This is a genomic window from Methylobacterium gregans, from assembly GCF_022179245.1.
Taxonomy (GTDB): Bacteria; Pseudomonadota; Alphaproteobacteria; order Rhizobiales; family Beijerinckiaceae; genus Methylobacterium; species Methylobacterium gregans.
In genome coordinates this window covers 1-26,618 of sequence record NZ_BPQM01000057.1, presented here as the reverse complement: position 1 = coordinate 26,618, position 26,618 = coordinate 1, and the positions used below count along the sequence as shown (strand labels likewise).

General features: G+C 64.1%; 22 protein-coding genes and 1 tRNA gene. 9 read left to right on the top strand and 14 right to left on the bottom strand.

Annotated elements, in window-relative coordinates:
• Nucleotides 1–170: 170 nt before the first annotated feature.
• The 5 genes from MFF54_RS12325 to MFF54_RS12305 all read right to left on the bottom strand — a co-directional run bounded on the left by MFF54_RS12325 (nucleotide 171) and on the right by MFF54_RS12305 (nucleotide 5,456).
• Nucleotides 171–1,100 (bottom strand): hypothetical protein, encoded by a 930-nt coding sequence (locus MFF54_RS12325; RefSeq protein WP_238303181.1) that lies wholly within the window; start codon nucleotides 1,098–1,100, stop codon nucleotides 171–173.
• 417 nt (nucleotides 1,101–1,517) lie between these two features.
• Nucleotides 1,518–2,135, bottom strand: a complete 618-nt coding sequence (locus MFF54_RS12320) for a hypothetical protein (RefSeq protein ID WP_238303180.1) — start codon at nucleotides 2,133–2,135, stop codon at nucleotides 1,518–1,520.
• 40 nt (nucleotides 2,136–2,175) lie between these two features.
• Nucleotides 2,176–2,727, bottom strand: a complete 552-nt coding sequence (locus tag MFF54_RS12315; RefSeq protein WP_238303179.1) for a class I SAM-dependent methyltransferase — start codon at nucleotides 2,725–2,727, stop codon at nucleotides 2,176–2,178.
• Nucleotides 2,728–2,915: 188 nt separating this feature from the next.
• Entirely contained in the window at nucleotides 2,916–4,250 is a 1,335-nt protein-coding gene (locus tag MFF54_RS12310) for a calcium-binding protein (protein WP_238303178.1), read from the bottom strand.
• A gap of 381 nt (nucleotides 4,251–4,631) precedes the next feature.
• On the bottom strand, nucleotides 4,632–5,456 hold the full coding sequence (locus MFF54_RS12305) for an alkaline phosphatase family protein (RefSeq protein WP_238303176.1): 825 nt from the start codon (nucleotides 5,454–5,456) through the stop codon (nucleotides 4,632–4,634).
• A 61-nt stretch (nucleotides 5,457–5,517) separates the two neighbouring features.
• Between MFF54_RS12305 and MFF54_RS12300 the strand changes: the two genes are divergently transcribed.
• Both MFF54_RS12300 and MFF54_RS12295 read left to right on the top strand, forming a co-directional pair.
• Nucleotides 5,518–6,696: a glycosyltransferase gene (locus MFF54_RS12300; RefSeq protein WP_238303174.1), complete on the top strand. Its 1,179-nt coding sequence runs from the start codon at nucleotides 5,518–5,520 to the stop codon at nucleotides 6,694–6,696.
• Nucleotides 6,697–6,715: 19 nt separating this feature from the next.
• Complete coding sequence (locus tag MFF54_RS12295; RefSeq protein ID WP_238303172.1) at nucleotides 6,716–7,957, top strand: glycosyltransferase family 4 protein; 1,242 nt, start codon at nucleotides 6,716–6,718, stop codon at nucleotides 7,955–7,957.
• Nucleotides 7,958–7,992: 35 nt separating this feature from the next.
• On the opposite strand, the gene MFF54_RS12290 is transcribed toward MFF54_RS12295, so the two are convergent.
• The 3 genes from MFF54_RS12290 to MFF54_RS12280 form a co-directional block, all read right to left on the bottom strand.
• Entirely contained in the window at nucleotides 7,993–9,195 is a 1,203-nt protein-coding gene (locus tag MFF54_RS12290; RefSeq protein WP_238303170.1) for a glycosyltransferase, read from the bottom strand.
• Nucleotides 9,196–9,344: 149 nt separating this feature from the next.
• On the bottom strand, nucleotides 9,345–10,862 hold the full coding sequence (locus MFF54_RS12285) for an HlyD family type I secretion periplasmic adaptor subunit (protein WP_238303168.1): 1,518 nt from the start codon (nucleotides 10,860–10,862) through the stop codon (nucleotides 9,345–9,347).
• The gene (locus MFF54_RS12280; RefSeq protein ID WP_238303166.1) at nucleotides 10,859–13,072 is read right to left on the bottom strand and encodes a type I secretion system permease/ATPase; all 2,214 of its coding nucleotides are present in this window, start codon (nucleotides 13,070–13,072) and stop codon (nucleotides 10,859–10,861) included. The genes MFF54_RS12285 and MFF54_RS12280 overlap by 4 nt, the downstream gene beginning before the upstream one ends.
• Before the next feature lie 538 nt (nucleotides 13,073–13,610).
• Between MFF54_RS12280 and MFF54_RS12275 the strand changes: the two genes are divergently transcribed.
• The 4 genes from MFF54_RS12275 (at nucleotide 13,611) to MFF54_RS12260 (ending at nucleotide 15,622) form a co-directional block, all read left to right on the top strand.
• Entirely contained in the window at nucleotides 13,611–14,018 is a 408-nt protein-coding gene (locus MFF54_RS12275; protein ID WP_238303164.1) for a Ros/MucR family transcriptional regulator, read from the top strand.
• Between the two features lie 79 nt (nucleotides 14,019–14,097).
• Nucleotides 14,098–14,310, top strand: a complete 213-nt coding sequence (locus MFF54_RS12270; protein ID WP_238303163.1) for a hypothetical protein — start codon at nucleotides 14,098–14,100, stop codon at nucleotides 14,308–14,310.
• A 189-nt stretch (nucleotides 14,311–14,499) separates the two neighbouring features.
• Nucleotides 14,500–15,126 carry a DNA-3-methyladenine glycosylase family protein gene (locus MFF54_RS12265; protein WP_238303162.1) on the top strand — a complete coding sequence of 209 codons (627 nt, stop codon included), beginning with the start codon at nucleotides 14,500–14,502 and terminating at the stop codon, nucleotides 15,124–15,126.
• A gap of 286 nt (nucleotides 15,127–15,412) precedes the next feature.
• Nucleotides 15,413–15,622, top strand: coding sequence for a hypothetical protein (locus MFF54_RS12260; protein ID WP_238303161.1), 210 nt, complete (start codon nucleotides 15,413–15,415; stop codon nucleotides 15,620–15,622).
• Between the two features lie 100 nt (nucleotides 15,623–15,722).
• On the opposite strand, the gene MFF54_RS12255 is transcribed toward MFF54_RS12260, so the two are convergent.
• The 3 genes from MFF54_RS12255 to MFF54_RS12245 all read right to left on the bottom strand — a co-directional run bounded on the left by MFF54_RS12255 (nucleotide 15,723) and on the right by MFF54_RS12245 (nucleotide 18,928).
• Complete coding sequence (locus MFF54_RS12255; protein ID WP_238303160.1) at nucleotides 15,723–16,742, bottom strand: glycosyltransferase family 61 protein; 1,020 nt, start codon at nucleotides 16,740–16,742, stop codon at nucleotides 15,723–15,725.
• A gap of 423 nt (nucleotides 16,743–17,165) precedes the next feature.
• Complete coding sequence (locus tag MFF54_RS12250) at nucleotides 17,166–18,182, bottom strand: glycosyltransferase family 61 protein (RefSeq protein ID WP_238303159.1); 1,017 nt, start codon at nucleotides 18,180–18,182, stop codon at nucleotides 17,166–17,168.
• A 670-nt stretch (nucleotides 18,183–18,852) separates the two neighbouring features.
• A tRNA-Thr gene (locus MFF54_RS12245) sits at nucleotides 18,853–18,928 on the bottom strand.
• 199 nt (nucleotides 18,929–19,127) lie between these two features.
• Here MFF54_RS12245 and MFF54_RS12240 point away from each other — a divergent pair.
• Genes MFF54_RS12240 through MFF54_RS12230 form a run of 3 tightly spaced genes read left to right on the top strand, consistent with a single transcriptional unit; the run spans nucleotide 19,128 to nucleotide 20,715 of the window.
• Complete coding sequence (locus MFF54_RS12240; RefSeq protein WP_238303158.1) at nucleotides 19,128–19,610, top strand: tellurite resistance TerB family protein; 483 nt, start codon at nucleotides 19,128–19,130, stop codon at nucleotides 19,608–19,610.
• The gene (locus MFF54_RS12235) at nucleotides 19,607–20,002 is read left to right on the top strand and encodes a CidA/LrgA family protein (RefSeq protein ID WP_238303156.1); all 396 of its coding nucleotides are present in this window, start codon (nucleotides 19,607–19,609) and stop codon (nucleotides 20,000–20,002) included. The genes MFF54_RS12240 and MFF54_RS12235 overlap by 4 nt, the downstream gene beginning before the upstream one ends.
• The gene (locus MFF54_RS12230) at nucleotides 19,999–20,715 is read left to right on the top strand and encodes an LrgB family protein (RefSeq protein ID WP_238303155.1); all 717 of its coding nucleotides are present in this window, start codon (nucleotides 19,999–20,001) and stop codon (nucleotides 20,713–20,715) included. The genes MFF54_RS12235 and MFF54_RS12230 overlap by 4 nt, the downstream gene beginning before the upstream one ends.
• Nucleotides 20,716–20,844: 129 nt before the next feature.
• Here MFF54_RS12230 and MFF54_RS12225 read toward each other — a convergent pair whose 3' ends face one another.
• From MFF54_RS12225 to MFF54_RS12215, 3 genes are all read right to left on the bottom strand, one after another.
• Nucleotides 20,845–21,939 carry an NAD(P)/FAD-dependent oxidoreductase gene (locus MFF54_RS12225; RefSeq protein ID WP_238303153.1) on the bottom strand — a complete coding sequence of 365 codons (1,095 nt, stop codon included), beginning with the start codon at nucleotides 21,937–21,939 and terminating at the stop codon, nucleotides 20,845–20,847.
• Between the two features lie 71 nt (nucleotides 21,940–22,010).
• Nucleotides 22,011–23,510, bottom strand: a complete 1,500-nt coding sequence (locus MFF54_RS12220) for a glycosyltransferase (RefSeq protein ID WP_238303151.1) — start codon at nucleotides 23,508–23,510, stop codon at nucleotides 22,011–22,013.
• A gap of 55 nt (nucleotides 23,511–23,565) precedes the next feature.
• A partial coding sequence (locus MFF54_RS12215; protein ID WP_238303149.1) for a rhamnan synthesis F family protein occupies nucleotides 23,566–26,618 on the bottom strand: 3,053 nt, incomplete at its 5' end.

Here is a 26,618-nt window from a genome sequence, read left to right as displayed (position 1 = left end):
GAATGGCGACGACGCGCATCGGGCTAACCCTGCGAATTGGGCTGTTTGGAGTGTATGGGTGCCGTGACAGGTTCGAAAATGGATGTCTACGGGAAAAGGGCGCTTCGATGTTACGAGCGAAGCTTATAGCTGATGACTGTCCGTGTGTCGGACACAGGTAGATGTTTCACCTAAGACCATGTGTTGAGCAGCGTAGGGCATTCCTGTTCTAATGTATTTACAGCAGAAGGTCCGAAATATTTCTGAATTAGATCTTTCAGTTTGCCCAACTTACCATAATCTGTTTCGTTTTTCAGTCTGTTCATATCGTGACGTTGCTCCAAGAACTGAAATCTCTTCTTTAAAACGGCTATGAAATCATTATCGTCGACAACCGGATGATAGATCCTGTTATCGGGAGGATTATTTCTAAAGAAAATCTCGGGTATAGGCTTTCTGAAACGAAATGTGTCTCTGCAATAAAGATCTTGTTCGTAAAAATTCAGGTCTTTGCACGAAAAGCCAGCTTCACACAGTTCGCTCGAAACAAACGCCTCGTCGTTTGGCACTCGCAACTGTGAGCCACCCTTCGCTTTCATTTCTTCGATGTATTTGAAAGTTGAGATACGCCTTCGATACAGGTAATCTATTGCCCTACCCGAAAGCCGGGTCACTGGAAAAAAGCATCGCCATGTCTGACCAACAAATGGCTGCATGGTCTCCGTCCAAGTCCACCAATCAGAATCGATTTTTTCAAGCTCAGGCGCTAATAAATCGTCTCGCGAATCGGCAAAAAGATTGAAAAAAAGCTCAATTTTCTCGAAATTGACGCAGACATCTTGTTCAATCATCCAATAGTAATCATAATTTTCCAGCTCACTTCTACATATGTACAGGGCATAATCTCCCATTAGCCAAAAGCAATTTGGCACTTGCGGTAGAGCCAGGCTCCCGAGTTTTTCAGTGGTCAGCGAGATTTTCGTTGCGACGGTATTGGGGAACGTGAAATCAGACTCATCAACGGCGAGAAAAATAGGAAATTCCTGCTCTCGCGCCTGATTGACTATATTAACAAGGGGCTTTTTGAGGGAGTGGGCTCTAATTATAAGCGCTTGCTTCATTATGACTTGCTGATCCTGAATTTTAACGCTCTTTCGCTTGGAGCTCTTCTAGATAGCGAAGCGGAGGCCAAATTTCTCTTTTAACCATTAGCGGCGAGGCCGTCGCACTAACCTTCTGCTATGAAGCGAGTGGGAACACGTCGTATCGTGTCTCACATACCCGCACGATGCAATCCGCAATCGAGCGAGATCCGATAGGGGACGGAGTAGCCTTCCTATCTAGACCGCGCTTACCGATGATCGATGCTCGGCACACTCACTTCAAGCCGGCCACGCGGCGCCAAAAAGCGCTTCATTCTACGGCTGCCGCAACGCGCACGTGCCGCTCAAAAGACGAATGTGCGGTCACCGCCTGTTCACCTCATCTAGCCCGTCGCGAGCGCCGATTCTCCGCAGAGGTCTCGAACCGGAGTCTCATTACCTCTTACGGAGTTTGTCTAGAATTTGGCGAAACAATCCTCTTTGCTCTCGCCAAACGAAATAGATATGTTCGACTTTGTACTGAGATTTCGTTGTTATGCCTTCGGCGAGTTTCCACTTGAGTCCGATCAAATGCTTTTCAATTTCGGACTTAGCGAGCGATAAATCAGGGACATCGACGCCAATATGACGATTGTGCGCAATCTCGGTGGTCGTGTCAGCAAAGGGGGTGAACAGCACAATGCACAGCTTGCGGTCGAAAGACTTAATTGCGTTCTTGAGAACCATCTCCCATTGATAATTATGTTCCAGCACATGCCTCAAAAGGATGCCGTCTGAGCGCGTTTCATAATTGCAAAGATCAACGATCTTGTCCGCGAATGGAGTTCTGCTCCCATCAACGCCTACATATTTGCTCAGGCAGAATATTTTGAAGCCGCCCCGTCCACATCCCCAATCTTCTACGACGTCGGTATCGGCAAAGAAGGATGCGGCCATCCGATATGTAGTTGCTTCAGCGTAGAGAGAAGGCGCCGGATCCTTATCTGGAATGCCCTTATACCACTCGTTCCATTTTCCAGCGTTGCTGTCGGTGTCCGCAGATTTCTGGGTCACTGAAGGTAATCCTGCCGATGGTATTTCGCGACTTCTAATTTCAGTTAGGTAGCATTACGGCTGCCAACTTGGTGATTTCCTCGTCTGGCAGTTCGCGAACCGTTGCGAGTGCCCAGAGATCGAAGTTCATTGGTCTTCGTCTGGCGAAAACTTTCGCGAAGCCAGCCTCCGCCAAAGCCGCTACTAATGTTTTCATCGTGAAACCGCCCCGATGCGCCATGTAGTGATTGCCGCGGGCAATCGAGGCGCGATGGCCGTACAGAATATCCAGTGGGGAGATAGGTCCCATCCCTGAATGGTATGCCGGATCTAAAAGCTTGTCTTCCGCAACAAGCTTGGCCACTGCTTGCAGATCCGGGCAGGTTATCAGCGCAAACCCTTCCTCGTCCAGAACTCGCTTGAACTCCTTCAAAGCGATGGGAACCTCGTGAGGATAAAGATGCTCGATATTATGCGAAGAAAAGATACTATCGACTGCTTTGTTTTCAATTGCGCTCATGTCAGTCATTGAGCCAAGATAATCAGGCTTGACGGATGCGTCGATGTCGAGCCGAACTTCCTTCCAAGTTCCATCTTGAAAAAACTGCGGCATTCCACGGATGTCCTTCGGTCCGCAGCCTACATGTAAAACCTTTTTCATATGCTGCGCACCCCTAATCCTGTTTTTCTAACCCGAAGGTCTGAAAGCGCGACTCGGGAAGTTATCTTCGATGAGGGATAGAAACGCAAAGAAAAGGCCGCCCCGATAAGGGCGGCCTCTTCCTCGCCTACTTCGTCAGATTAGACGATGATGTCGCCAGCAACGACCGTACCGGAGGTCAGACGGATCGCGTTGTCGGTCACCGAGAGGCCGGCCGTACCATCGGCGGTACCATCGAACAGGAACCCGCCGCCGACGCCACCGGCGTTCGCAACGAACGCGTACCGCACGCCACCGGTGATCGCAGCGTTAGCAGCAGCATAGGCCGAAGCGAAGTCGCTGCCGTTGGTGTTGGTGACGCTGGCGAAGTTAGCACCGCCGGCAACACCGAGACCAATCGAGTCGGCGGTCGACGCGAAGTCGGTGATCGTGTCGATCGTCGGAGCCGAGACCGAAGAGATCTGGCTGTCGCCCGCAGCGAAGCGGAACGTGTCGTTGCCAGCACCGCCGGTCAGCGAGTCAACACCAGCGCCACCCGTGATCGAGTCGGTGCCCGCACCAGCGAGGACGATGTCGCTGCCGGCACCGGTCGAGATCGTGTCGTTGCCCGCGCCACCAGCAATCGAGTCGTTACCGGCGCCGGAGACAACGCCAGCCCCGCCAGCGGCGAGATTGTAGATGTAACCGGTCGAGGACAGGTTCGTCACAGTCGCGCCAGCCGCGACGTTGATCGACTCGATACCCGTCAGATTGCCGCTGATGGTCGCAGTGGCGGTGACGTTGATGGAGTCGTTGCCAGCGCCACCATCGATGTTGGAGGCCGTCGAAGCGCCGACGACGAACACGTCATCGCCCAGGTTGCCGAACAGATTGTCGGTGCCGGCCGAGATGGTGATCGTGTCGTTGCCCTGACCACCGTAGACGGTGTCGTTGCCCGAACCGCCGGTCAGCTGGTCATTGCCCAGGTTGCCGTAGATCACGTTGGCACCGGTGCCCAGAATGCCGTTGTTGGCAACGGTGGTGTAATCGACCGTGTCGTTGTCCTGGCCACCGAAGACGGTGTCGTTGCCAGCCGAGCCAACCACCAGATCGGCACCGAGGTTGCCGTACAGCAGGTCAGCACCGCCGCCGCCGTTGAGCGTATCGTTGCCCTGACCGCCGAACAGACGATCAGCACCAGCGCCGCCAGTCAGCGTGTCGTTGCCAAGGTTGCCGTAGATCAGCAGCGAGCTGGCCGAGCTCGTGCCAGCGTAGGTGACGGTGTCGTCATCCTGGCCACCGTAAACGGTGTCGCTGCCAGCAAGGACGAAGCCCACATCGGCGCCGGTGATCTGATCGAGGCCGGTGTTGCCATAGATGATGTCAGCACCGCCGCCACCGTTGATGGTGTCGTTGCCAGCGGCGCCGCGGATGGTATCCGCCTCGTCGGTACCATTGAGCGTGTCGGCAGAAGCCGAACCGGTGAAAATCGCCATTTGAATGCCTCCGAAGGGCGTGGTGAAACCATCCACTCGCGGACGAAACCAGACTTCCCAGCCCGCCCCTCCCCCAATAGGGACGTTCGGAGGCGTGTTGTAGGATCCGGGAAATCGGACACCGCTACCGCGAGTTGGAATGGGCATAGCGGAGGGATGCGGCGGCAATCAAGCGGGAAAGCGGCCTGTCCGAGGCTGAACCGAATATGCCCCACAGGGAGTGTCCGAAAAGCAACGGCCGAGCAGGGGGGCGCCCGAAAGAATCCAGAGCGTAGAGCAGCGTCCGGAACGACTCTAATTGGTACGTTCACGTACGGCCTGGACTTGCTTCTGGCAGATCGTCCCTTGCGGAAGTGTGAAGGGAAGATGAAAGATTTGCCGTTAGGGGGCTTTTTCGTCCACCACCATACCGCGCACGCGGGCGAGCAGCGGCACGGTCAGGGTGGCCGGGTGGCTGATGCCGTGCTCCCAGAGGCCGTCCTCGCCCCAGCAATCGCCGTGGTCGCCGCAGAGCAGGATCGTCGCGTCCGAAAACGCCTCCAGCAGGGGGGCGAGGCGCCCGTCCACGAATTCGAGGCAGGCGCGCTGACGGGCGCGGCAATCCTGCGCCCGGTCGGCGCTCTGGAAGGGCTCGCAGGGGTTGTCGGCCCGGTCCCAGGGGGCGCCCGCGTGCCAGTAGGGCACGTGGGTCTCGCCCACATTGAGGAAGCAGAAGACGTTGCCGGGATGGCGCAGCCGGGGCTCCAGCCAGGCGAGCTGCCGGTCGAGGCTCCAGGTGTCGCCGGGATAGAAGAAGGCGCCGAAGGGCTCGGTGAGGTGGCGGCCCGTGGGGGTGGCGGGATCGAACCAGCCGACCGAGCCGGTGCCGAAGGTCCGGAACCCCTCGCGGGCGAAACCCTCGACGATGTTGCGGCCGCGGAGCGCGTAGCCCTCCGTGCCCTTGCCCGGGTGGCCTCCGCCGACGAGCTTGAACAGCTTGCCGAATTTCGGGTTCAGCACCGGCTGACGCAGATGCGCGAGGCCGGGGGTGAAGCCCACGAACATCGCCGCGTGCGAGCCGTAGGTGTAGTAGCTCGGCGCCTGCGCCTTGTGCAGCGGGCCGACCCCCTTCAGGGCAGGGGCGCGGGCCGCCGCGAAGGTGTCGTAGCGGCAGGAATCCAGCGTGACGAAGAGGACGCTGTCGCGGGTCTGCCGGGGAACGCTCACTGGACATCGCCTCCGATTCGCGCGACGGGCTTGGCCTCGCGATAGGGGAGGGGGCGGCGCGATGCAACGGGGGGACGACGGGCCTGTGGCGCTCCTCGCCTGGGAGCTCGGGGCCGGGTTCGGCCACGCGCGGCGCCTGCTCACCGCCGCCCGCGGGCTGATCGCGGTGGGCTTCCGGGTCCGCGTCTGCCAGCGCGAGCTCTGGGCCTGCGCCGAGGAGTTTTTGGAATTGGGCGTTCCGAACTTCCAGGCGCCCCACCACCGCACGCAGCTGCCGCCGGGCACCACCTTCCGCGCGCGGGGCTACGCCGACATGATGGCGGTCACCGGCTACCAGAGCGTCGAGGGGCTCCTGCCCACCGTGCTCGGCTGGGACGCGCTGATCGACGCGGTCCGGCCGGACGTCGTCGTCGCCGACTACGCGCCGATGCTGGCGCTCGCCGCCCACGGCCGGGTGCCTCTGGTCGCGATCGGCGACGGATTCGTGCTGCCGCCGACCGAGGGCGACCGGTTTCCGGTGCTGCGCGCGGGAACCGCGATGGCCGACGAGGCCGTTCTGGCGAGAAACGCGGGTTTGGTGCTGGTTACCCGTCGGCAAACGGGGCTGGTTTCGCTGCCCAAACTCATCGGCGGACAGGCCCGCGTGGTCTGCACCTACCCGGAGAGCGACGTCTACGCGGGCCAGCGCGAGACCCCCGCGGCGGGGCCCCTGACGGTGCCGGGGGGCCCGCTGGCCCCGGCTCCCGGGGGCGCGGTATTCTTCTACCTCGCGGCCGATTTTCCCCATACGGCCAAACTCTTACAGGCGCTCTGCGATTCCCGGCTGCCGGCCGAGGGTTTCGTGCGCGACGCGCCCGAATCGCTCCGCGCGGCGCTGCGCGCCAACGGAATCCGCCTGCACGACCGGCCGCCGCCGCTTGGCGACGCGCTGGCCCGGGCCGGGCTCGTGGTGCATCACGGCGGCATCGGCACGATCGAATCCTGCCTCGCCGCCGGCCGCCCGCAGCTCCTCCTGCCGCGCCATTTCGAGCAGACGCTGAACGCGGAAGTGCTTGTGGCTCAAGGGGTTGCGCGGCGCCTGCCGGTGCCCTTCACCCTCGCCGAGGCCCGCGCGCAGCTCGCTGAGTCGGCCCGTTCGCCCGACCTCCTCGCCCGCGCGCAAGGGGTCGCCGACGCCCTCGCCGGACGTCCGGGGAGCCTCGACACCCTCGTCACGGCCTGCCGCGCGCTCGCCGCCTGAGACCGATTCCGAGACGCCGATGCGCATCCTCCTCGTCCACCAGAACTTCCCGGGCCAGTACAAGCACATCGCCGAGGCGCTGGGCCGCGATCCCGCGCACGAGGTGGTGGCGCTCGGGGTCCACCAGCGCCCGGTCCCCGCGGGCGTGCGGGTGGTGCGCTATGCGATGCAACGCCCGGCCTCGACGGTGCACGCCTTCGCGCACGATTTCGAGGGCAAGATGGTCTACGGCGAGGCCTGTGCCCGCGCCGCGATGGCCCTGAAGGCCGAAGGGTTCTGGCCGGACATCATCTGCGGCCATCCAGGCTGGGGCGAGACGCTCTTCCTCAAGGACGTTTGGCCCGACGCCAAGATGCTGAGTTTCCAGGAGTTCTACTACCAGGCGGCCAACGCCGACTTCAACTTCGATCCCGCCTTTCCAGTCACCGATCCGGCGGCGTACTGGCGCCTGCGGGCGCGCAACGCCGCTTTCCTCGTCGGCCTGGAGGCCTCGGACTGGAACGTCAGCCCGACGCGCTGGCAGTGGAGCCAGCTTCCCGAATTCGGCCGCGCCCGAACCTCGATCATCCACGACGGGGTCGATACGCAGGCGGTGCGAGCCAACCCGAACGCCTCGATCACGCTCGGGCGGGCGGGTGTCTGCCGTCCGGGCGACGAGATCGTCACCTTCATCAACCGCAATCTCGAGCCCTATCGCGGCTACCACATGTTCATGCGGGCCTTGCCCGAGATCCTGCGTCGCCGTCCGAAGGCGCGCGCGGTGATCGTCGGTGGAAACGAGGTCAGCTACGGTGCAGCGCCGGGCGGCGGCCGCTCATGGAAGGACATCTATCTGAGTGAGGTCGCGGACAAGCTCGACATGAGCCGCGTGCATCTCGTCGGCAAGGTGCCCTACCCGACCTACCTCAACCTGCTTCAGGTCTCGGCAGCCCACGTCTACCTGACCTATCCGTTCGTCCTGTCGTGGTCGATGCTCGAATCGATGGCCGCCGAGTGCCTTGTCATCGGCTCGCGCACCAAGCCGGTCGAGGAGGTCATCGAGCACGGTCAAAACGGCCTGCTGGTCGATTTCTTCTCGCCCGACGCGATCGCGGCTTCCGTCGTCGAGGCGCTGGCCAACCCGAAGGCTTACCGCGAGATGCGCCGGGCCGCGCGGCGCACCGTGGTGGAGCGCTACGACCTCGCCTCGATCTGCTTGCCGGCGCACCTGCAGCTGATCAGCGACGTCGCTGCAGGGCGCACGCCCATCACCGAGGCATGAGATCCTGCGGCGGGGGAGGGGATTCAAACCCGCGCTTACAGGAAACCGGCGCAGGCCGCCGCGATCGGTCCCACAGGATCCGGTACCCGTCGCGCCGCGAGATCGCGGGCAGCCCGGGCAGCCCGGGCCTGCAGGTCGCCGTCGGCGAGCATGCCCTTGAGGACGCGCGCCAGCGTCCCGGCCTCCGGCGCCGGGCTGACACCGACGCGCACCGCCGAGCCGAAGCGTTCCAGGCCGCGGGCCGTGATGGCGTGCTCGAGATTATGCGGGATCACGAGTTGCGGCGTACCGGCCAGCACCCCCGCATAGGCGGTGCCGAGGCCGGCATGGTGCACGAGCACGCGCGTAGCCGGCAGCGCCACGGCGAAATCGGCGGGCTTGCGATGGACGCCGACGTTGCGCGCGCAACGCGCCGCGACCGCCTGCGGATCGAGGCCCTGCACGTAGACCTCCGCCCGCAACCCGAGATTACCCGCCGCCGCGAGCGTCGGCGCCAGCGCCGGATGGTTGCCCTGGAAGTAGCAGAACGCGGCCGGGCCGCGCCGGTCGGACACCGGAGGCCCCTCGGGGATCACCGGAACATTGAAGGGCCAGACCACCGGCTCGGTGCGCGCGCTGCCGTAGGGGTCGAACTCGGCAATCGTGCAGGGAAAGCTGTACTCGCCCTGGAACAGATCGGCAAAGAAATCGACCGCCGCACCCTGCTGACGTGCCCGCACCGCGTTCACTGCCGTGAGCAGGCGCCCTTCCTGCGCGCGACTCCTCGGCCCGACCACCGTCTCCCAGGGCCGCATCGGTGGCAGGACCCGGCCGCCGGGCGGGATCGTGTAGCCGTTGCCCACCACGACCGTCGGTACACGGCCGGCGGAGGCGAGGCGCAGAGTCGGCGCAAAATCCGAGACGATGAGGTCGGGCTTGATCCCATCCAGCAGTGCCGCCGCGCGAGCGGTCAGCGCTTCGAGGCGCGCCAACTCGGCGAAGCCGAACAGCGCGATCACGTCGGCGAAGGTGTGGGTCGGGACCTGGCGCGATTCGGGGTCGGTCGGCGCCGCCCAGACCACCCCCTGCACGATCTCGGCGGCCTCGCCAAAGCTCCGGCGAACGAGCGGAACGCCGAGGGCGAGGTCCGGGAGGGCGAAGACGAGGCGGCAACCCTCGAGCCGCTGCGCCACCGCGATCAGGCGGTTGAGGTGCCCGAGGCCGGCACCGAACTCGTAGGTGAGAAGGACGGTCCGCATCGTACCGGCGGTCTGAGAGAATCGGGGATGGATCAGGCCGCGGCCCGGACAGACAGACGCCGCGGCACCCGGTCGGCCCCGGCTGCCGCGGCGTTGATGAGGATCTCTGCCGGGCGCGCGAAGCGCCCGGTGACGAAATCAGGAGGCGTTCAGCGCTCGTGGCCGGCGGTCGAGGTTGTCTCGCGAATCGGCGCGAACAGGTAGTCGATCACCCGCCGCGAGCCGGTCTGGACCTCGACGGTCGCGGTCATGCCGGGCGTGAGGGGCAGGTCCTTGCCGTCGACCAGCAGCGACGTCTTGTTCAGTGCGATCACCACCGGGAAGACGAGGTTCTGGGCGGCCGGCGTCGACGAGAAGATCGAGCTGTTCTGGGCCCGCGCGGCGGTCGCCGCGTCGGAAGTCTGCGAGGCGTCCTTGGCGTCCACCGCGTCGCGCGACACCCGCACCACGCGACCGTCGAGAGTGCCGTAGCGGGTGAACGGGAAGGCGTTGACCTTGATCGTCGCCTCCTGGCCGACCTCGACGAAGCCGATATCGGTGTTCTGCACGAGGGCCTCGATCTCGATATTGCCTTCGCTCGGCACGATCACCATCAGCGGCTGGCCAGTGGTGACGACCTGGCCGATCGTCGTCACGGCGAGCTGCTGGACGGTGCCGCTGATCGGGGCGCGGAGCGTCGTGCGGTCGACGCGGAAGCTCGCCTTGGCGAGATCCTCCTTGAACCGGTCGAGCTTGCGCTGCGCATCGGTCAGCTTCTGGGCCTGCTCGGCCACCGACTGCTTCTGGAGCTGCTCCAGCTTCTTCGCGAGCGAGATGCCGGCGGCCTCGGCCTGCATCATCTGGCCCTTGTCGTAGGCGAGGTTCGTGAGTTCGCTCTCCAGCGCCTGCTGCGATTCGAGCAGCGCGGCGCGGGTGCCGGCGGCGCGCACCACGAGCTCCTGCTTCATGCCGAGACGCTCCTTCAGGACGTCGATCAGGCGCGTGCGGGCGGCGACGCTGCCGGCGAGCCGGGACTTGAGCGCGTCGTTCTCGCCGACCTGACCCTCGAGGCTCGCCTTGGCCGACATGTACTGGGCGAACTCGGCGGCGAGCACGCTCTCCTCGCGCAGCCGGATCTCCGGGCCGATATCCTCCGGGAAGTCGACCTTCGGCGGTGCCGTGGCGCCGTTCTCGAAGGCCTTGATCTCGGCCTGCCGGCGGGGGATCTCGGCGCGCAGGGACCAGATGTCCCAGGACGAGGCCTGCTTGTCGGCGTTCGCCACGGTGGGGTCGAGTTCGAGCAGGATGTCGCCCGCCTTCACCTGCATGCCGTTCTCGACGCGGATCGACTTCACGGCCCCTGGGTCGAGCGGCTGGATCACCTTCGAGCGGCCCGCCACCTGCACGCGGCCGGTGGCGATGGCGAAGATGTCGAGCTTGGCAAAGCAGCTCCAGAGGAGGGCGGCCGCGAGCGCGCCGCAGAGCAGCCAGAGCGCGGCGACGCGCTGCGGCGAGGGGGGCGTCTCAAGGATCTCGAGGTGGGCGGGCAGGAACTCGGTGTCGTCCGAGCGACCCGAGAGCAGCGAGGAACCCGAGATGTAGGTGCGCATCCGCCCGGTGACCGGCGCGGCGCGCACCGCGACCGCCTTGCCGATGGCGTTGGCGCGACTGACAACGAGATCGTTCATGCCGCGATGGTCTCCCCGGATTGCAGGCGCCACAGACGGCCGTAGAGGCTGGTCGGCTTGGCCAGCAGCTCGGCGTGCGACCCGTCCTCGACCAGCACGCCGTCCTTCAGCGCGATGATGCGGTCGGCCTCGCGGACCGCGGCCAGACGGTGGGCGATGATGATGACCGTCCGGTTGCGGACGATGTGGCGCATGTTCTCCTGGATGATGCGCTCGCTCTCGTAGTCGAGGGCCGAGGTCGCCTCATCGAAGATCAGGATGCGCGGGTTGATGGCGAGCGCGCGGGCGATGGCGAGGCGTTGGCGCTGGCCGCCCGAGAGGTTGCCGCCACGCTCTTCGATGCGGGTGTCGTAGCCGAGGGGAAGGCGGTTGATGAACTCGTCGGCGCCGGCCAGTCGGGCCACCGCCACCACCTGAGCCCGCGACATGGCGGGGTTGGCGAGCGCGATGTTCTCGTGGACCGTGCGGTTGAACAGCAGGTTCTCCTGCAGCACCACGCCGATCTGGCGGCGCAGCCAGGTAGGGTCGACCTGCGCGATATCGATGCCGTCGACGAGCACCTGCCCCTTCTCGGGCTGGTAGAGGCGCTGCATCAGCTTGGTCAGCGTCGACTTGCCCGAGCCCGAGGGACCGACGATGCCGACGACCTGCCCCGCCGGGATGTCGAGCGAGATGTTCTTCAGCACCTCGTTGCCGCCCTGCTGGTAGCGGAACACGATGTTGCGCAGCTGGATGCCGCCGCGGGCCGGCGGCAGCGAGGCCTGGGCCATGGCGCGGCTCTCAACGGGGGCGTTCATCACGTCGCCGAGGCGCTCGACCGAGACGCGGACCTGTTGGAAGTCCTGCCAGAGCTGCGACAGGCGCAGGATCGGCGCGGTGACCTGACCCATCAACATGTTGAAGGCGATGAGCGAGCCGACGCTGAGTTCGCCCGCGATCACAGCCTGCGCACCGAAGAACAGGACGAGCGCCGAGGCAACCTTGTTGATGTACTGGATCGCGTTCTGGCCGAGGTTGGCCAGCATCACGCCCTCGAACGAGGAGCGAACGTAAGCCGCCAGCCGCTCCTCCCAGTGCGTGCGCAGCGTTGGCTCGACCGCCATCGCCTTGATGGTCTGGATGCCGACGACCGACTCGACCAGGAATTGCTGGCTCTCGGCGCCACGGTTGAAGCGCTCCTTCGTCTTGTCGCGCAGGAGCGGGCGCAGCAGCGCGGCCACCAGCACGTAGCACGGGATCGAGGCCAACACGATCAGCGCAAGCGTCGTCGAGTACATGAACATGATGACGAAGAAGACGCCGGTGAACAGGAGGTCGAGAACTGAGCTCAGCCCCTGGCCGGTGAGGAAGTTGCGCACCGCCTCCAGCTCGCGCACGCGAGCCACCGTCTGGCCGGCCGCGCGCGTCTCGAAATAGGCGAGCGGCAGCCGCAGCATGTGGTCGAACAGCTTCGTGCCGAGCTCGACGTCGATGCGACTTGTGGTGTGTGTAAGGATGTAAGTCCGCAAATACTGGATCGCGACGTTGAAGAAGCCGATCAGGATCAAGCCGACAACGACGAGAACGAGCGTCGAATAGCCTTTATGGACCAGTACCTTATCAATGGTGATCTGCATGAAGAGCGGTGTGATCAGCGCGCAGAGCTGGACGAACAGCGAGGCGACGATGACGCTCATCAGCGGCTTGCGGTAGCGCCACAGCGACGGCCGGAACCACGCCAGCCCGAACTCGGGCGGCGTGTCGGTCATGCGCGCTCGCCGGGCGACCAGCACGATAGTGCCGTCCCAAGTTTCGGAGGCGAACTCGGCCGCTTTCGGCTGTTCGACCTGCCGGGTCGCCGCGTCGATGATCCGGTAGGTGCCGTCCTCATGCCGACGGCCGATCAGGACGAAGCGACCATCCTTGGTCTGCAGGATCGCCGGGAGCGGAATGCTCTCCAGTCGGCTCGGCTTCTGGTTCTTGAGGATGCGCGCCTTCAGGCCCAAGAGCTTGGCACCGCGCACGATGTCGATGGCCGAGGAGGGCCGTTCTCCGACGCCGAGCTCGTGAGCGAGCTGCGCGCTGTCGCAGGGAACCTGATGGAACGAGGATACGAGCGCGAGCGCGCTCAGGCCTGAATCCGGTCTGGGCTGCGGCGGCTGGGTCTGAGCCTGCGGCTGGACCGGCGTCTCTGCGGCGGTCGGCGCAGTGGGCGCCGGCGTTGTGCTCATCGGATGACCCCTATCGTGCCCCGGTTCGTCCAGGCCGCGTCCCTGACACTCGGCGAGGGCTCACGCCGCACGCCGCAACAACCGCATGTTCACCAAGCCACCTACCACGATCCGCCCCCGGAGGCGACGCGATCAGAGGGTGCTATCCCGTTTCGGGATCGTGAGCCTGGCCCCGCCCGCATAAACGTGTTGCGGAGGTACCACGGCCGAAAACGAGGTCGCTTCTCTCGTCGCGTATTGGGGCAACATCAAGGACCCGAGGCGCCGATCCATGATCGCTGTTCGGTTCCGGCGCAGCTCCCGATTTCGTGTCCGCGTCGCCGCCGTCCCGCGGAGCGAAGGGGACGCAAAGAACTAAATTTACATACAACTTCTGTTAGAATAAAGTGTCGGCTGACCTGCTTGGAGGGGTGGGTCGGAGCATCGATCGCGGCGGCGACCTGTTCGCGCCGGGAGATCAGAGAAGGCTGCTCCGCCTCGCCCTCCTCTTCTGCAGATCGTTCGGCCGTGTTCGGTACGTTCTTTTGGACTGAATCTCATGTCAGAGCAGACACCCCGTCTCGAACTCGTTTCCCGGATCGTGACCGCCTATGTCAGCGGGAACGCCGTAGCAGCCTCGGCGCTTGACGGCCTGCTGCGTGATGTGGATCGCGCGCTCGCCGGACTGGCTCAACAGACCACGGTCGAAATCAGCAAGCCAAGCCCTGCGGAGGTCCGTGCCTCAATCCGGCCAGACGGGTTGGTGAGCTTCGAGGACGGGCGGATCTACAAGGCCCTGCGCCGCCATCTCACCACCCGCGGGCTGACGCCGGAAGCCTATCGCGCGAAGTGGGGCCTGCCCGTGGACTACCCCCTCGTGTCCGCTGATTACAGCGCACGCCGGTCAAAAATCTCGCATGCGATCAGTCGTCGGCGGGAGGCGAGTGGCCGATTGGCGGCGGAGTAGCCACGGTCTCGGGAACCAGCCTTCATCCGTCGACGTTGCCTTCCGTCAGACTGCGACGGTCGTACGGGGATCACCGACCATGGGTATGGCGACGTTGGAGGATCGCGACACGGTCGAAGATCCAGGCGAGCGGCTTGAGGCCACGAACGCGCTGCTCGCCGAGTGGGCTGCCTGTTCCGCCGAAGAGAGCGCACCCTTGATTGAGCGCTTCGAGGCTCTCGGCTACGCGGTGCGAGGCAAGTCGCGTGAGGAGATTGCTGAGGTCCTGCGGCACCCGCCCGGCCATTCCTGAGCGCCGGGCCGGCATACATCGACGCGACGGCAGCGACCCCTGCCGCGCATTCCCATTTGCTGGACTCGATGCGCGCATGTTCCCGCGCCCGGACCTCTTTCGCCGGAGCCTTGTTGGCTGAGTCGGTAAAATCTCCCGGGAGCCTCACAGATTCGCCACTGGCGAAGCTGAACTATCCATACTGGCCCGATGATGCCCCTTGATCCTGACGTTTTCGCTGTCTTGTGCCGCACGGCCGCGACGATCTCCGCACCTCTGCACGCGGCCTTCCTCCAACTCGGGCCGATCGCAATCCCGCCACCCCCGCACCTGCGGATAGCCGACCGGCTGTTCGTCGAGGTGGTCAATCAGCAGATCTCTGCCCGTGCGGCCCTCGCGATCTGGGCTCGGATAGAGGCACGTGCAACGGAGCGTGGCTTGGCGTTGCGCGATCTTTTCGTGCCGGAGGAGGAGGCTGCGCTCCGCGCCTGCGGCGTCTCCGGTAACAAAATCCGCGCGCTCCTCGCGATCCGCGAGGCGGAGACTGCAGGCATTCTGGATGCGTCTTTGGCGTTGCTGCCGCAGGCCGAGCGTGCGGCCGTCCTCTGCCGGATCCGGGGTGTCGGCCCCTGGACCGCCGACATGATCGGCATCTTCCACTTCCTTGATCCTGATATCTGGCCAGTCGGCGATGCTGCGGCAGTTGGCACCCTTCGACGCCTCAGTGGTCGAGATGACCACGCCGCGGTGGCCGCGGCGTTCTCTCCCTACCGCTCGATTCTCGCCCGCTACATGTGGCACAGCCGCGACTTGGACGTCGGATCGGTCGCTGCCTGAAGCCATCAGCCCACCGTCCATGCAGATGCCTTTGACTTCCTCTGCAACGATCGGGCGCCTCGTACATTTACGCTTGACGAACGGCCGTTCACGTATCATCCGCACACAGTCCGCTCGATCCGTGCCACAGGCCAACCGAGCGGTCTCACAGGAACCCGGAACCCCATGCCCGACGACAGTAGTCGATCGACCATGCCGCTCGCGGCCCGTCGCGTGTTCCGCGCCTGATCTCCGGATCGGCTCGCCGCGACCGGCCTGAAGCGGCTGGTCGCAAACGAGGTGAGCCATGACCTTCTCGAACGTATCTGTCGGCCGTGCCGCGCGCGCTGGTAAAGACCGCAGCGTCCTCGTCATCGCATTCATGATGGCGCTGGTCTTCGTCCCCGTCCTCGGCGCCCACGCCGCAGCGTTGTCCCTTGGGCCCGATGGCGTCATGCCTTCGTGGCGTGAGGGAGTGGCCCAGGTTTCGCGCCTGCTGGAACGCGCTTCCAGCTGAATGCACAACGACACGCCTCAATAGGGGGTGCACCAGCGGGCGGCGCTAAGGATGAGAAGACCATCGCACCGCCATGCTTCGCAGCCAGATCAGCCAACAATCAGTCAATCTGGGCTAATAATTCCCGAGCAATCAAACGGGGCTCAGGTATTCGGTACACATGTGCGAAAGTTGAGGTCTCACCAATGCGCTGTAATCCGCCTTGTGGAGTGAGATAACTACTGCGATTGTTCTTGATCTTGTCGATCAGGAGAAAATTGCTGTTCACCATTTCGGTCGGATACAGCCCGATCAGCCGATGTCCGCCGCCAGACAGCAAGGATGTATGAAGGGCAGAGCCCGCGAGGCCGATGATCGTGCGATGTTCGGCGAAGATGCGGGTTTGCTCGGGCAGGCTCAGGGTCTCGGGGTAAACGATCCGGACGCCTGCTTCCCGCAGAGCCTCGACAAGATCCGACTCGTTGTCCGCGGTCCAGACGCCGCCCGCCAGTTGCTCCTTCGAAAGATAGACCGGCTCCGATCTGACCTTCGGAGGCGCACCGCACAGCCGCTCACCGACCAATCGTCCGGTCTCACCATAGGCTTGGAAGGCCACGCTCTGCTCGATGAAGCTGGATGCCGGAACGATGAGGTGACGCAACCGCATCGGACGATCAATCGGAACGAAATCCGAATCTTGGAAGCCGAGCGCCGACAGCGTTTGCCGGACGAAGGGACGGGCGAGCCAGCCGCCGAGATCTTCCATCGTGTGGATGTAGATCTTTGATCCAGGAAAATCAGCACGCAAGTCGGTCCAATAACGGCTCAACGTACTGAGAAGGTAATGCCCAAAGTGCGGTATTGTCAGGCCACCATAGATTCCGGGGCCATCGACCGTGTGAAATTCTGTGCTCGTCCCGAGTGTTTCGGATTGGCCGAGGAGCAGCCGGCCAGGGCCGCGCTTGTGGGCGGCGGCCTCAATCAGCTTCCCATCGGACCGATAAACGCCCCAGAGGGGGTCGTTGTCAGGAAAGCCGACCGCCGGAACGAGATAGGCGTCGAAGTAAGCCTCCACCCTGGGACAGCCTGGGCGCATCGTCTGCTCGCCCCAGGCATTGTTAGCGAGATCGCGAAGCATCATCCTTGAGTCTCGTCCGTTCAGGTAGCCGCATCGCACTCACTTGCACCTGCTGGAGGCGCATCCCAGTGGTAACGAGTGTCCGGCCGGTGGTCGACGGAGTCGATGGTGGATTCAACCCGTACGCTCTATGTCGGGTGTAATTTCGAGATGACATTGGCAGTCTGGGGCGAGGTGCGCTCGTGACCTAGCCGGCATTGATAGCTGCGCATCGGGTCAACGGGCGGCGCGCCTTGAGCCGTTTCAGGAGGCGGGTCGAGCGCAGAAGCGTGCTTTCGGGTTGATGCAGGTAGGCCCTCCGCTACCGTTTTCGTAGCTCGAGTCACAGCCTGAAAGTGGATATCTACGCTGAATAAAAACAGGTTGAATCCGGATCCGGTGGCCCTGATATTCGCAGAGCGCGTGTGAATAGCTGATGCGTCGACTTTAGGTTGCCAACTCCAACATCCTTCTTGCAGTTGCTTTTACATCTGGGATTTCGAAGACATCCCCAAAGCCGGGCAGTTTTTCCGCCGGCAGGAGTCCATCCGGAAACCCCAAATAATGGCTGTCATTATTTTTGATGCGGTCCAGTAGAAGGAAATTACTATTTACCGAAGCAAGTGGGCAGAGAGCAATAATCCGGTGGTCGCCCCCAGACAACAAGCAAGTATGCAGACCAGATCCGGCAAAACCCAAAATAGTATGGTGCTCGGCAAAGATTTTTACTTGCTCGTTGAGCTCTAGATTTTCAGGATGGACGATTCGGACGCCTGCTTGCCGCATCTCACCAACAAGTTCGGATTCATTGGTCGTTTTCCAGATGCCTGACTTCAGATTCTCTTTAGACAGGTAAACGGGTTCGGACCGTGCCGGAACAGGCTTCTTGAGCAGAGCTTCACCGATCATACGACCCGTGTCGCTGAATACTGCATGGGCCTGACTCTGCTCTATAAACGCTGGTCCAGGAACAACGAGGGTCCGAATTCGGAGCGGCCGATCGATCGCAACAAAATCATCTAACGTCAGTCCCAGCGCAGTCATTGTTTGGAGAACGAACGGCCTCGAAAACCAATGCGCGAGTCCCTCCATGACATGAATATATATCTTCGACCCGGGATATGACCTCTTCAAGTCGTACCAATACCGCGGCAGCGTGCTTAAGAGGTAATGACCATAATATGGTAAGTTAAGTCCGCCATAAATACCCATAGCATCGACGTAGAGAAATTCGAGGTCAGCTTCCATCGACTGAGATTGACCAAGCAGTTGTCGTCCTGGGCCGCGCTTATACGCAGCTTGCTCGATCAATCTACCGTCCGAGTCGTAGGTACCCCACCTGGGATCACGATCGGGAAAATCGTGAAGCGGGAGGAGATGAGCATTTTGATAGCCCTCAGTGCGAGGGGCTTCCGGTACAATGATTTGATCGCCCCAGACACTGGCGGAAATATTGCTCAACATTCTGCTCGGCTCACGTTCCTCGGCCCATGGCAGCGATGAAAATCCTGGTCGATCGGAGGTCCAGCGCGGTCGCCTTGTGCGGGGCGGGGTCCATTCGAATTGAAATGCCTGCCTTCACCAAGGAAACCGCCATACCATACAGGGTCGCATCGCCCAATCCGATAGGGTCCTGAAGCAGGCAGAGGGCGCATCAAGCAGGGGCATTCGGCGTACGGTCCGGGGTAAACCCTTTGTCTCATTGGTCGAGGCAATCCATTTGGCAGTCGTCTTCGAGGTGGAGCTAAGGATTTCAATAACAGCAATGAGATTTAATTTGATCGCAATTAATTTCTGTCAACCGGCTTCGACGTACATCTAAACACGTCAGTACCGGGAAATTCAATTTTTGATTTTCATGAAATAACGCAATAATAAAAACCTTTAACGGCTTACGATTAAGACATGCACGCGAAAAGAATTGGCATCTAGTTGGCTATCAAAGGGACAAGATTGTGTAGCCACACCCTTCTGCCAAAGGCACGCCCGTTCGCAAGTACTATAATAAACCTTGCAGCAGGCAATTTGTGAATTGAGGAGACGAGCCTGAACCTGATGAAGCCCAATCGGAGGCTGAAAGGTTCGTTGAACCGCCGATGATATGGCCGGCTACAAACAAGATCATTGGATATTCTGGTGCCGCAAGAGGGATTCGAACCCCCGACCCCCTCATTACGAATGAGGTGCTCTACCAGCTGAGCTATTGCGGCTGCCGCGGTCGATGAGTGAACCGTGCGGGGAAGGCTCTTAGCTGCCCCAATCACGCTTGGCAAGATGGCTGCAGCGAGCGAAGCGGTCTGATGCCGCGCTGCAACGCCGAAGGGTGCGCAGAGCGCCCATGTCCGTCGCCGCCTTGACCCATCCTGGCCGGACCCGAACTGTTGGCGGACAGATGTTCCGGAGACGACCATGCCCCTGCTCGCACGCCTGCGCGCCTATGCCGCCGAGGCCTTCGGCGTGACCGGGCGGGCAGAGGCTGTCGACGACACACACCTCGCTGCGACCGCGCTCCTCGTCCATGTCGCGCGCGTCGACGGCATCTTGGCCCCCGCAGAGGCCCAGCGCCTCGCCAAGCTTGTGCAGGGACGGTACGCCGTAGACGCGGAGGCTGCCGCGGCACTGGTCGCCAGGGCGAGCGCCTTCGACACCGAGACCCGCGATATCACGAGCCTCGTGGAGATGATGCCGCATCGGATGGATGAGGCGGAGCGCGCGCGGCTCGTCGCGATGGCCTGGACGGTGGCGGGAGCGGACGGCGTGGTGGGCGAGTTCGAGGAGGCGCTGGTCTGTCGCCTCGGCACACTCCTGGGTCTCGACGAGGCCGCTGTCGCAGGGGCCCGCAACTGCGGCACGCTGGAGGGCCTCCCGGATCGCGCGGACGCTCCCCGGTGATCGCGAGCCTCACTCTGATCCTGCTGGCGCAGCTTGCCGGTGAAGCGCTCGCCCGCGGCGCAGGCCTACCGGTGCCGGGGCCGGTCATCGGCATGGCGCTGCTGCTCGGCTTCCTGACGCTGCGTGATCGGGGCCCGCGTCCGCTCCTGCGGCTGATGCCGCAGCCCCTCCGCGATGGGACGTTGGAGGGCACGGGGCGAGGACTCCTCGCCAACCTCTCCTTGATGTTCGTGCCGGCTGGTGCGGGCATCGTGGGACGGCTCGACGTGGTGCAGGCTCAAGGGCTCAAACTCGCTCTCGTCATCGTGGCCTCCACCGGCGCGGCGCTTGCCGCCACCGTGCTCGTCTTCGTCGGCGTACAGCGTCTGCTCGACAGGAAGTCGGTACGATGAGCGGGGATTTCGCCCTCTGGGTCTATCTCTCACGCACGCCGCTGCTCTGGCTGACGGTGACGCTCGTCGCCTACCTCGTGGCCGACCGGATCTCGGCGGCCACCGGGCGACATCCGGTCGCCAATCCGGTGCTCATCGCCATCGCGATCACCGCCACGGTGCTGAAGCTCACCGATACGCCGTACCCCACCTATTTCGCCGGTGCGCAGTTCGTGCACTTCCTGCTCGGGCCGGCAACCGTGGTGCTCGCGCTGCCGCTCTACGAGCACCGCGCCACGGTGCTGCGCGCGGCCCTGCCGATGCTCGCGGCGCTCATCGCAGGCTGCGCCACCGCCCTCGTTACGGCGGTCGGGCTCGCGCGTTTCCTCGGCATCCCCGAGCCGGTCATCGTCTCGCTCAGCCCGAAATCCGTCACCTCGGGCGTTGCCATGGGTATCTCGGAGGCGCTCGGCGGCGACCCGACACTCACCGCCGTGCTGGTGATGACCACCGGCATTGTCGGTGCCATCCTGGTCACGCCCCTGATGCAGCTCATGCGCATCCGCGACATGCGGGCCCGTGGATTCGCGGCAGGCCTCGCGGCTCACGGCGTCGGTACCGCGCGCGCTTTCCAAGTCAGCGAGGTCGCTGGCACCTTCGCGGGCATCGCCATGGGTCTCAATGCCTTCCTGACGGCGGTGGCGGTTCCGCTAGCGCTGCATCTCCTCACGTAAAGAGGCTTCCTGCGGATCTGCCGATCCTTGGGCGGGGCTTGGGGGCGGCGCCTCCGCTCATCATGTGCCGTACAGCAGGCTCCGCCCTGAACCCCCGCGAAAGGATCCGGGCCTCTCGAACCCGGACGATCAGGCCTCCAGCCGGTCGGCGACGTCCTCGGCGAGCGACAGGCTGGCGGTGAGGCCCGGGCTCTCGATGCCGAACAGATGCACGAGGCCTGGCAGACCGTGCTCGGCCGGCCCGTCGATACGGAAGTCCTCGGCGGCTTCGCCGGGGCCGGAGAGTTTCGGACGGATGCCGGCGTAATCCGGCACCAGGGAACCGTCAGGCAGGCCGGGCCAGTAACGCCGGATCGCCGCGTAGAAAACGGCGCCACGCCCCGGACTCACCCGGTAGTCGAGGCTGTCGGTCCATTCGACGTCGGGCCCGAAACGCATCCGACCGGCAAGGTCCAGAGTCAGGTGAATGCCGAGGCCCCCCTCGACAGGGGCGGGGTAGATCAGGCGGCCAAAGGCGGGCCGACTGGAGCAGGCGAAATAGTTGCCCCGGGCGAGCACCAGCGGCGGTACGCGCGTCGCCGGATAGTCTTCGGTGGCGCGGGCGAGGTCCTGCGCGCCGAAGCTCGCGGCGTTGACGATCGCGTCGCACGGATAGGTGCCGGGCTCTGCGCCGCCGAAATGGGCGACCCAGCCCGCCGGCCCTCGGACGACCCGTTCCACCGGTGTGCCGAGCGCGAGGGCGCCGCCGCGATCCTCGATCTCGCCCAGCAGCGCGAGCATCAGGCCGTGGCTGTCGACGATCCCCGTGCGGGGTGAGTGCAGCGCCGCAGTGCAGACAAGGTTCGGCTCCAGGCGCCGCGCATCGCGAGCGTCGAGCAGAGCCAGATCCTCGACCCCGTTCAACTCGCCCTGGTCGCGGATCGCCGAGACCTTGGCCGCTTCTGCCGCATCGGTGGCCACTACGAGCTTGCCGCAGGCTTTGTGGGCGATGCCGCGGCTCTCGCAGAACGCGTAGAGCATCCGGCGCCCAGCTACGCAGTGGCGGGCGCGCAGCGAGCCTGTCGGGTAGTACAGGCCCGCATGGATCACCTCGGAATTGCGCGAGGAGATCCCGGTGCCGAAGGCTCCGGCCGCCTCCACGACGACGACGGTGTGCCCGCGCAGGGCCAACGCGCGACCCACCGCGAGCCCGACCACGCCTGCCCCGACCACGAGAACATCCATGCCGCGCCGCTCCTTCCGTTCCAAGCCCGTGAAGATGCCCGAGCCGGCGGCGGCAAGCGCCGGCCGGCCGCTCAGGCCCGGCGAGCCTCCACCCACTGCGTGGCCGTGTAGCGCGGCTGGACACGGTCGGTGTCGGCGCGCAGTTGCGGGCTGTAGGCCGGATCATTCGCCAGGACGTCGGCCCAGCGTCGCACGAAGTGCACCATCTGATCACCCGGCGCGAGATTGTTCTGCCGCGAGGAGCGCTCGTTGTGCCAGAGCTCGGCGAACGGCGTGTAGACGATGCGCAGGCCGAGCATGCGCATCTTCAGACAGAGGTCGACGTCGTTGAAGTCGAGGCTGAAGGTTTCATCGAAACCGTTCACGGCCTCCATCGCGCCTCGGCGCGTGGCAAAGACCGCTCCGGTCACCACCGAGCAGTCCCGCTGCGTCAGTGCCCATCCGGAGTAGGTCGGCGCGGCCTCATCCTGGCCGTACCAGGGATGCGCGCAGGCCCCGTAGATGCCTCCGAACATGCCGGCATGCTGAATCGTGCTGTTCGGGAAGATCAGGCGCGCGCCGACGCCGCCGACATTGGGATCGAGCGCGAAGGTCATCAGCGCCTCGAGCCAGCCCGTGGAGCGGACGACGACATCGTCGTTCATCAGCACCATGACGTCGGTCCCTGCCCGGCGCCAGAGCTGATTCATCTTGGCCGCATAGTTGAACGGCTCGTCCGCGGCGCGCGTCGTAATGACCCGCTCGATCGAGAAGGCATCGCTTCGTCCGCGGTAGATCGCGTCGTCCGGCTCGTCGTCGCCGATCAGAACGTGGATGCGGTCCTGCGGGTAGCTGCTGCGCTTAAGGCTGTCGAGAAGCCGGACGATGTGCGGCTCGGTGCTGCCGTCCGGCAACGCGCCCGGCGCCGGGCGGCTCTGCCGGGTCGGCACCACGAGGGTGACGCGCGGCGGATCCTTCAGCAGGCGGCGGATTTCCAAGGTGTCGCTGACGCGCCCCGGTCCGACCTCCAGCGGCAGGTCGTGCTCGGCGAACCACGCGCGCAGGGCCGCGCGCCTCGCGCTCGCCTCGGCCCGCTGACGGCCCTGCGGAACGGCAATGAGGGTCTCGGGGATGCGGTCGATGCCGATGCCGCGGGTGAGGGCCTGCAGGCAAAGCCGGTACCAGGCGGCGCTGCGGTGGCGCCACCCGAAGACCGGACGGATCTGCGCCAGTACGGACGCGCGGATGACGAGCGGGAAGCCGATATAGTCGTCGGCCAGCATGAGTGCCGGGTTGAAGGAGGGCTTGCACCGCGCGGTGGTGACTTGGCCCCCCGCGTCGGTGTCGGCCTCATCGCCGTAGAAGATCCCGACATCGGGCCGCTCCGCCGCCGCGACCCGGGCGAAGTGGGCAAGATTTGGAGCCAGTACGGCGTCGGCCGGTGCCACGACGTAGAGCTTGCCCGAATTCGCTGCGGCCGCGTCGAGGAGGGCCTGATCAAGCGGCTGCAACTTCGGGCCGAGGGGGAGCGGCACAAGGTCGGGAGACCAGTCGATCGAGGTCCAGGCTTTCGGCAATGTGCTGTTCGGCATCGGATATTCCGCGGCTCGGGATCGTCGCGCGCACAGGCGCGGTCGGGTCCGGGTTTCAGCGCCGGATGGTCTTGCCGGTCCAGATCATCTCCAACTCGGCGAGACTCGTCTCCATGGCACGCGCGACAGCCTCGCAGGACAGCCGAGACCGGATGCGGGCCTGAGCCGCGGCGCCGATGGTGGCCGCCCGGCCCTGCTCCACGGCCGCGGTGGCCTCCCGGAGCGCGCGTGTCAGGTCCTCCTCGTCCACGAGGCCCCACGTTGAGCCGCGCAGATAGGGACCGTAGCTCTCGGTAAGCGGTACCACGTTTGCGCGGACCGGGAAGCCGCACGACGCGTCGAGGAAGTCGCGGCTGCCGCCGTAATCGGTCGCCACGACCAGCTTGCCGCGCTCCATCGCCTCCGCGATCGTGAGCCCGAACCCCTCGGAGGAGTGCGAGGAGGCGTAGATCTCCGCCAGATCGAACAGAGCCTGGTGGTTGAGATCGGACATGGGCCGGTCGATTAGGACCACATCCGACGCGCCATCGCCCACGGCCTCGAACAGACTTCGCCCCTTGTCCGGCGAGACGTGCAGGTGCTTGGTCTTCAGGACGAGCTGCCAGCCATCGCGGTGAAGATTCGCCGCGCGGAAGGCGCGGATCAGCGAGAACGGATTCTTGCGGGCGAGGAAGCTCGATCCGTCGAAGGCGTACAGGATGATCCGGCGCTTCAGATCAAGGCCGTAGGCGCGACGAACCTGCGCCTTCAGGCTGCCGTCAACGCGCTCCGGCTCCTCGTTCTGGACGACGTGAGGGATCACATGGATCGGAACGTCGGTCACGGAGCGGAAGATTTCGGCACAGTAGGTGCTCGGCGTCCAGATTGCGTCGAGGCGGTCGATGGTGGGAAGCCAGCTCAGCGGGACGACGGAGGTTTCCCAGACGAGCAGGCCGATGCGGCGGCGCGCCCCTGCCACCAGCGCCTTCTGACCCGCGTCGAGCAGGGGTTCCCAACCGTCGCCGTTGACGTGCACCACCGCGATGTCGGGCATGCCTGAGAAGGCCGCGACCTGCCAATCCGGCGCTACCCGAGCGTGCACGTAGAAATCGCGGGTCGTGGCGTGGACGTTGACCGGGCGCTGCAGGCGGTAGAGCGCACGCAGGTAGCTGCGCGCGGCGACACCGAGGCCGTTGGCGTAGTCCGTGGGGCCGAAATAGGCGAGTGTCTCGTAGCCTTGGGTAGCCGGATCGTTGTCGAGGTCGGCCCAGATCTTCGGCCCAGGATACTGATAGGTAGGTTCGAGGCAGTCGAGGTCGAAACCCCGCTCGGCCAAAGCGGTGCGCACTGCCTCACCCCCGATCTTTCGGTGCTCGCCGACGACCAGCGAGGCCTTCATGAACGGGAAGCCCAGGCGCAGCATTCGGTCCCACTGGAAGATGGTCCGATTCCCCGGCGGGTCGATCGCGGCGGCCTCCGGCGTGGGCGCCATCGGGAAGAGTGCCTTCGTGGCGAAGCCCGCCGCCCGCATACGCAGGGTGAAGGTCAGCTCGTACATCGAGATGACGTGGTTCTTGCTGGTGAGGTTGACGATCGAGGTCAGATAATGGGCGAAGGCGTAGCTGGTGAGCACGCGCCGCTTGCAGGCGAGGAAGAAGCTCTGCAGGTGCCAAGCGTAGTGGAAGTTGTCGGTGGTGCCCACGAGATCGGCCTCGTCCTCGCGCACGCCCTTGACCAGCGCTGCGAAGTCCTTGTCGTCGAGCGGTCCAAGGATGCTGTCGTTGGTGAGGATCAGACAGTCACAGTTGAGTAGATTGCCCTGGACCAGCAGGATGTGCGCCCAGGCGGCGAAGTCGAAGCCTCTGTTCTGACGCACGAACACGCCCGTGCAGAGATCGATGATCGATTCCGGGATGGCCGTCCTGCGGCGGTCGGCCGCCGCGATCAGCACGACGTCGATGCCTTGGGCGCGGCAGGCGCGAACGTAGCGCTCGACGTGACCCTTCAGGCGACCGTTCGGCGCGTGCGTTACCATCAGGGCGACCGTCGGTCCGACCTCGGTCGGTGCCTTCAGACAGACGAGAGCGGCGTCGGCGACCGAGCGGTGATGCCGTTGCGGATCAACCAGACGGGCGATCCGTCCCTCTCGGATGCCAGCGGTCAGGTAGTGGGACAGCGGGTTTGCGCCGCTGCGGGCCACGTCCTCGTTCTCGCGCAGATACTGCGCGCTGTCGAAGTAGATCGACGGTGCGAGGCCGAGATGCCCATGGTGCAGGAAATGGGACAGCGGCGTCTCGTACGCCGTCAGGCAGTCCGGGTGATGGGCCGCGTACCAAGCCGTGTTGAACCATGGGCTCGGATCACGGCCTGACGCGGCGCCCTGCTCCAGATAGTGCAGGACCGGGTTGATCCGCCGCACATCGAGCTTCGGCTGCTGTTCGAGGATGTACCAGTCGACGTCGAAGAGCGGGTGCGGGCGCCGCGACTCGTGGGCGCCGGCCAGCATGTAGTGCTCGAGCGGATCCATACCGGCCTTCGCCACGTCGGGGCTGAGGCTGAGATAGAAGTCCGGGTCGAACAGGCCCGATTGGGCGACCTTGTTCTTTGCGTAGACGAAGTAGGGGTCGGCCGTCGGACTGAGATAATGGCCAAGATCACGGCCGATCGTGAAATAGTGGATCAGCGCATCCGCGGGCCGTGCCGACCCAACCAGATACTGGGTCGCGTACCATGCCGCATTGAACCTGAGGGACGGGGCAGCGTCATCCTGTGCCAGGAAATGCGCGAGCGGGTTGGCGGTATCCGCACCGCCATCCATGTACGTCTCAGCGTACCAGTGCGTATCGAACAGGGGGTTGGGATTGCGGCCCTCGCGCGCGCCGTGCTCGACGTAGTGGAGCAGCGGGTTATGGTCCTGCTCGCGCACCTCCGGGCTGTGAGCGAGATAAAAGTCTCCGTGGAAGAGCGGGTGCGGCCAGCGCCCCTCGGGACCGCCGTGGAGCGCGTAGTGAACGGCCGGGTCGATGCCCTCTCGTTCGACTTCAGGATAGCGTGTGAGATACCATTTGGCGTCGAACAGCACGCTCGCGCGGATGGCAGCGATCTGTGCTGTGCGCCCCGGCCGCTTCA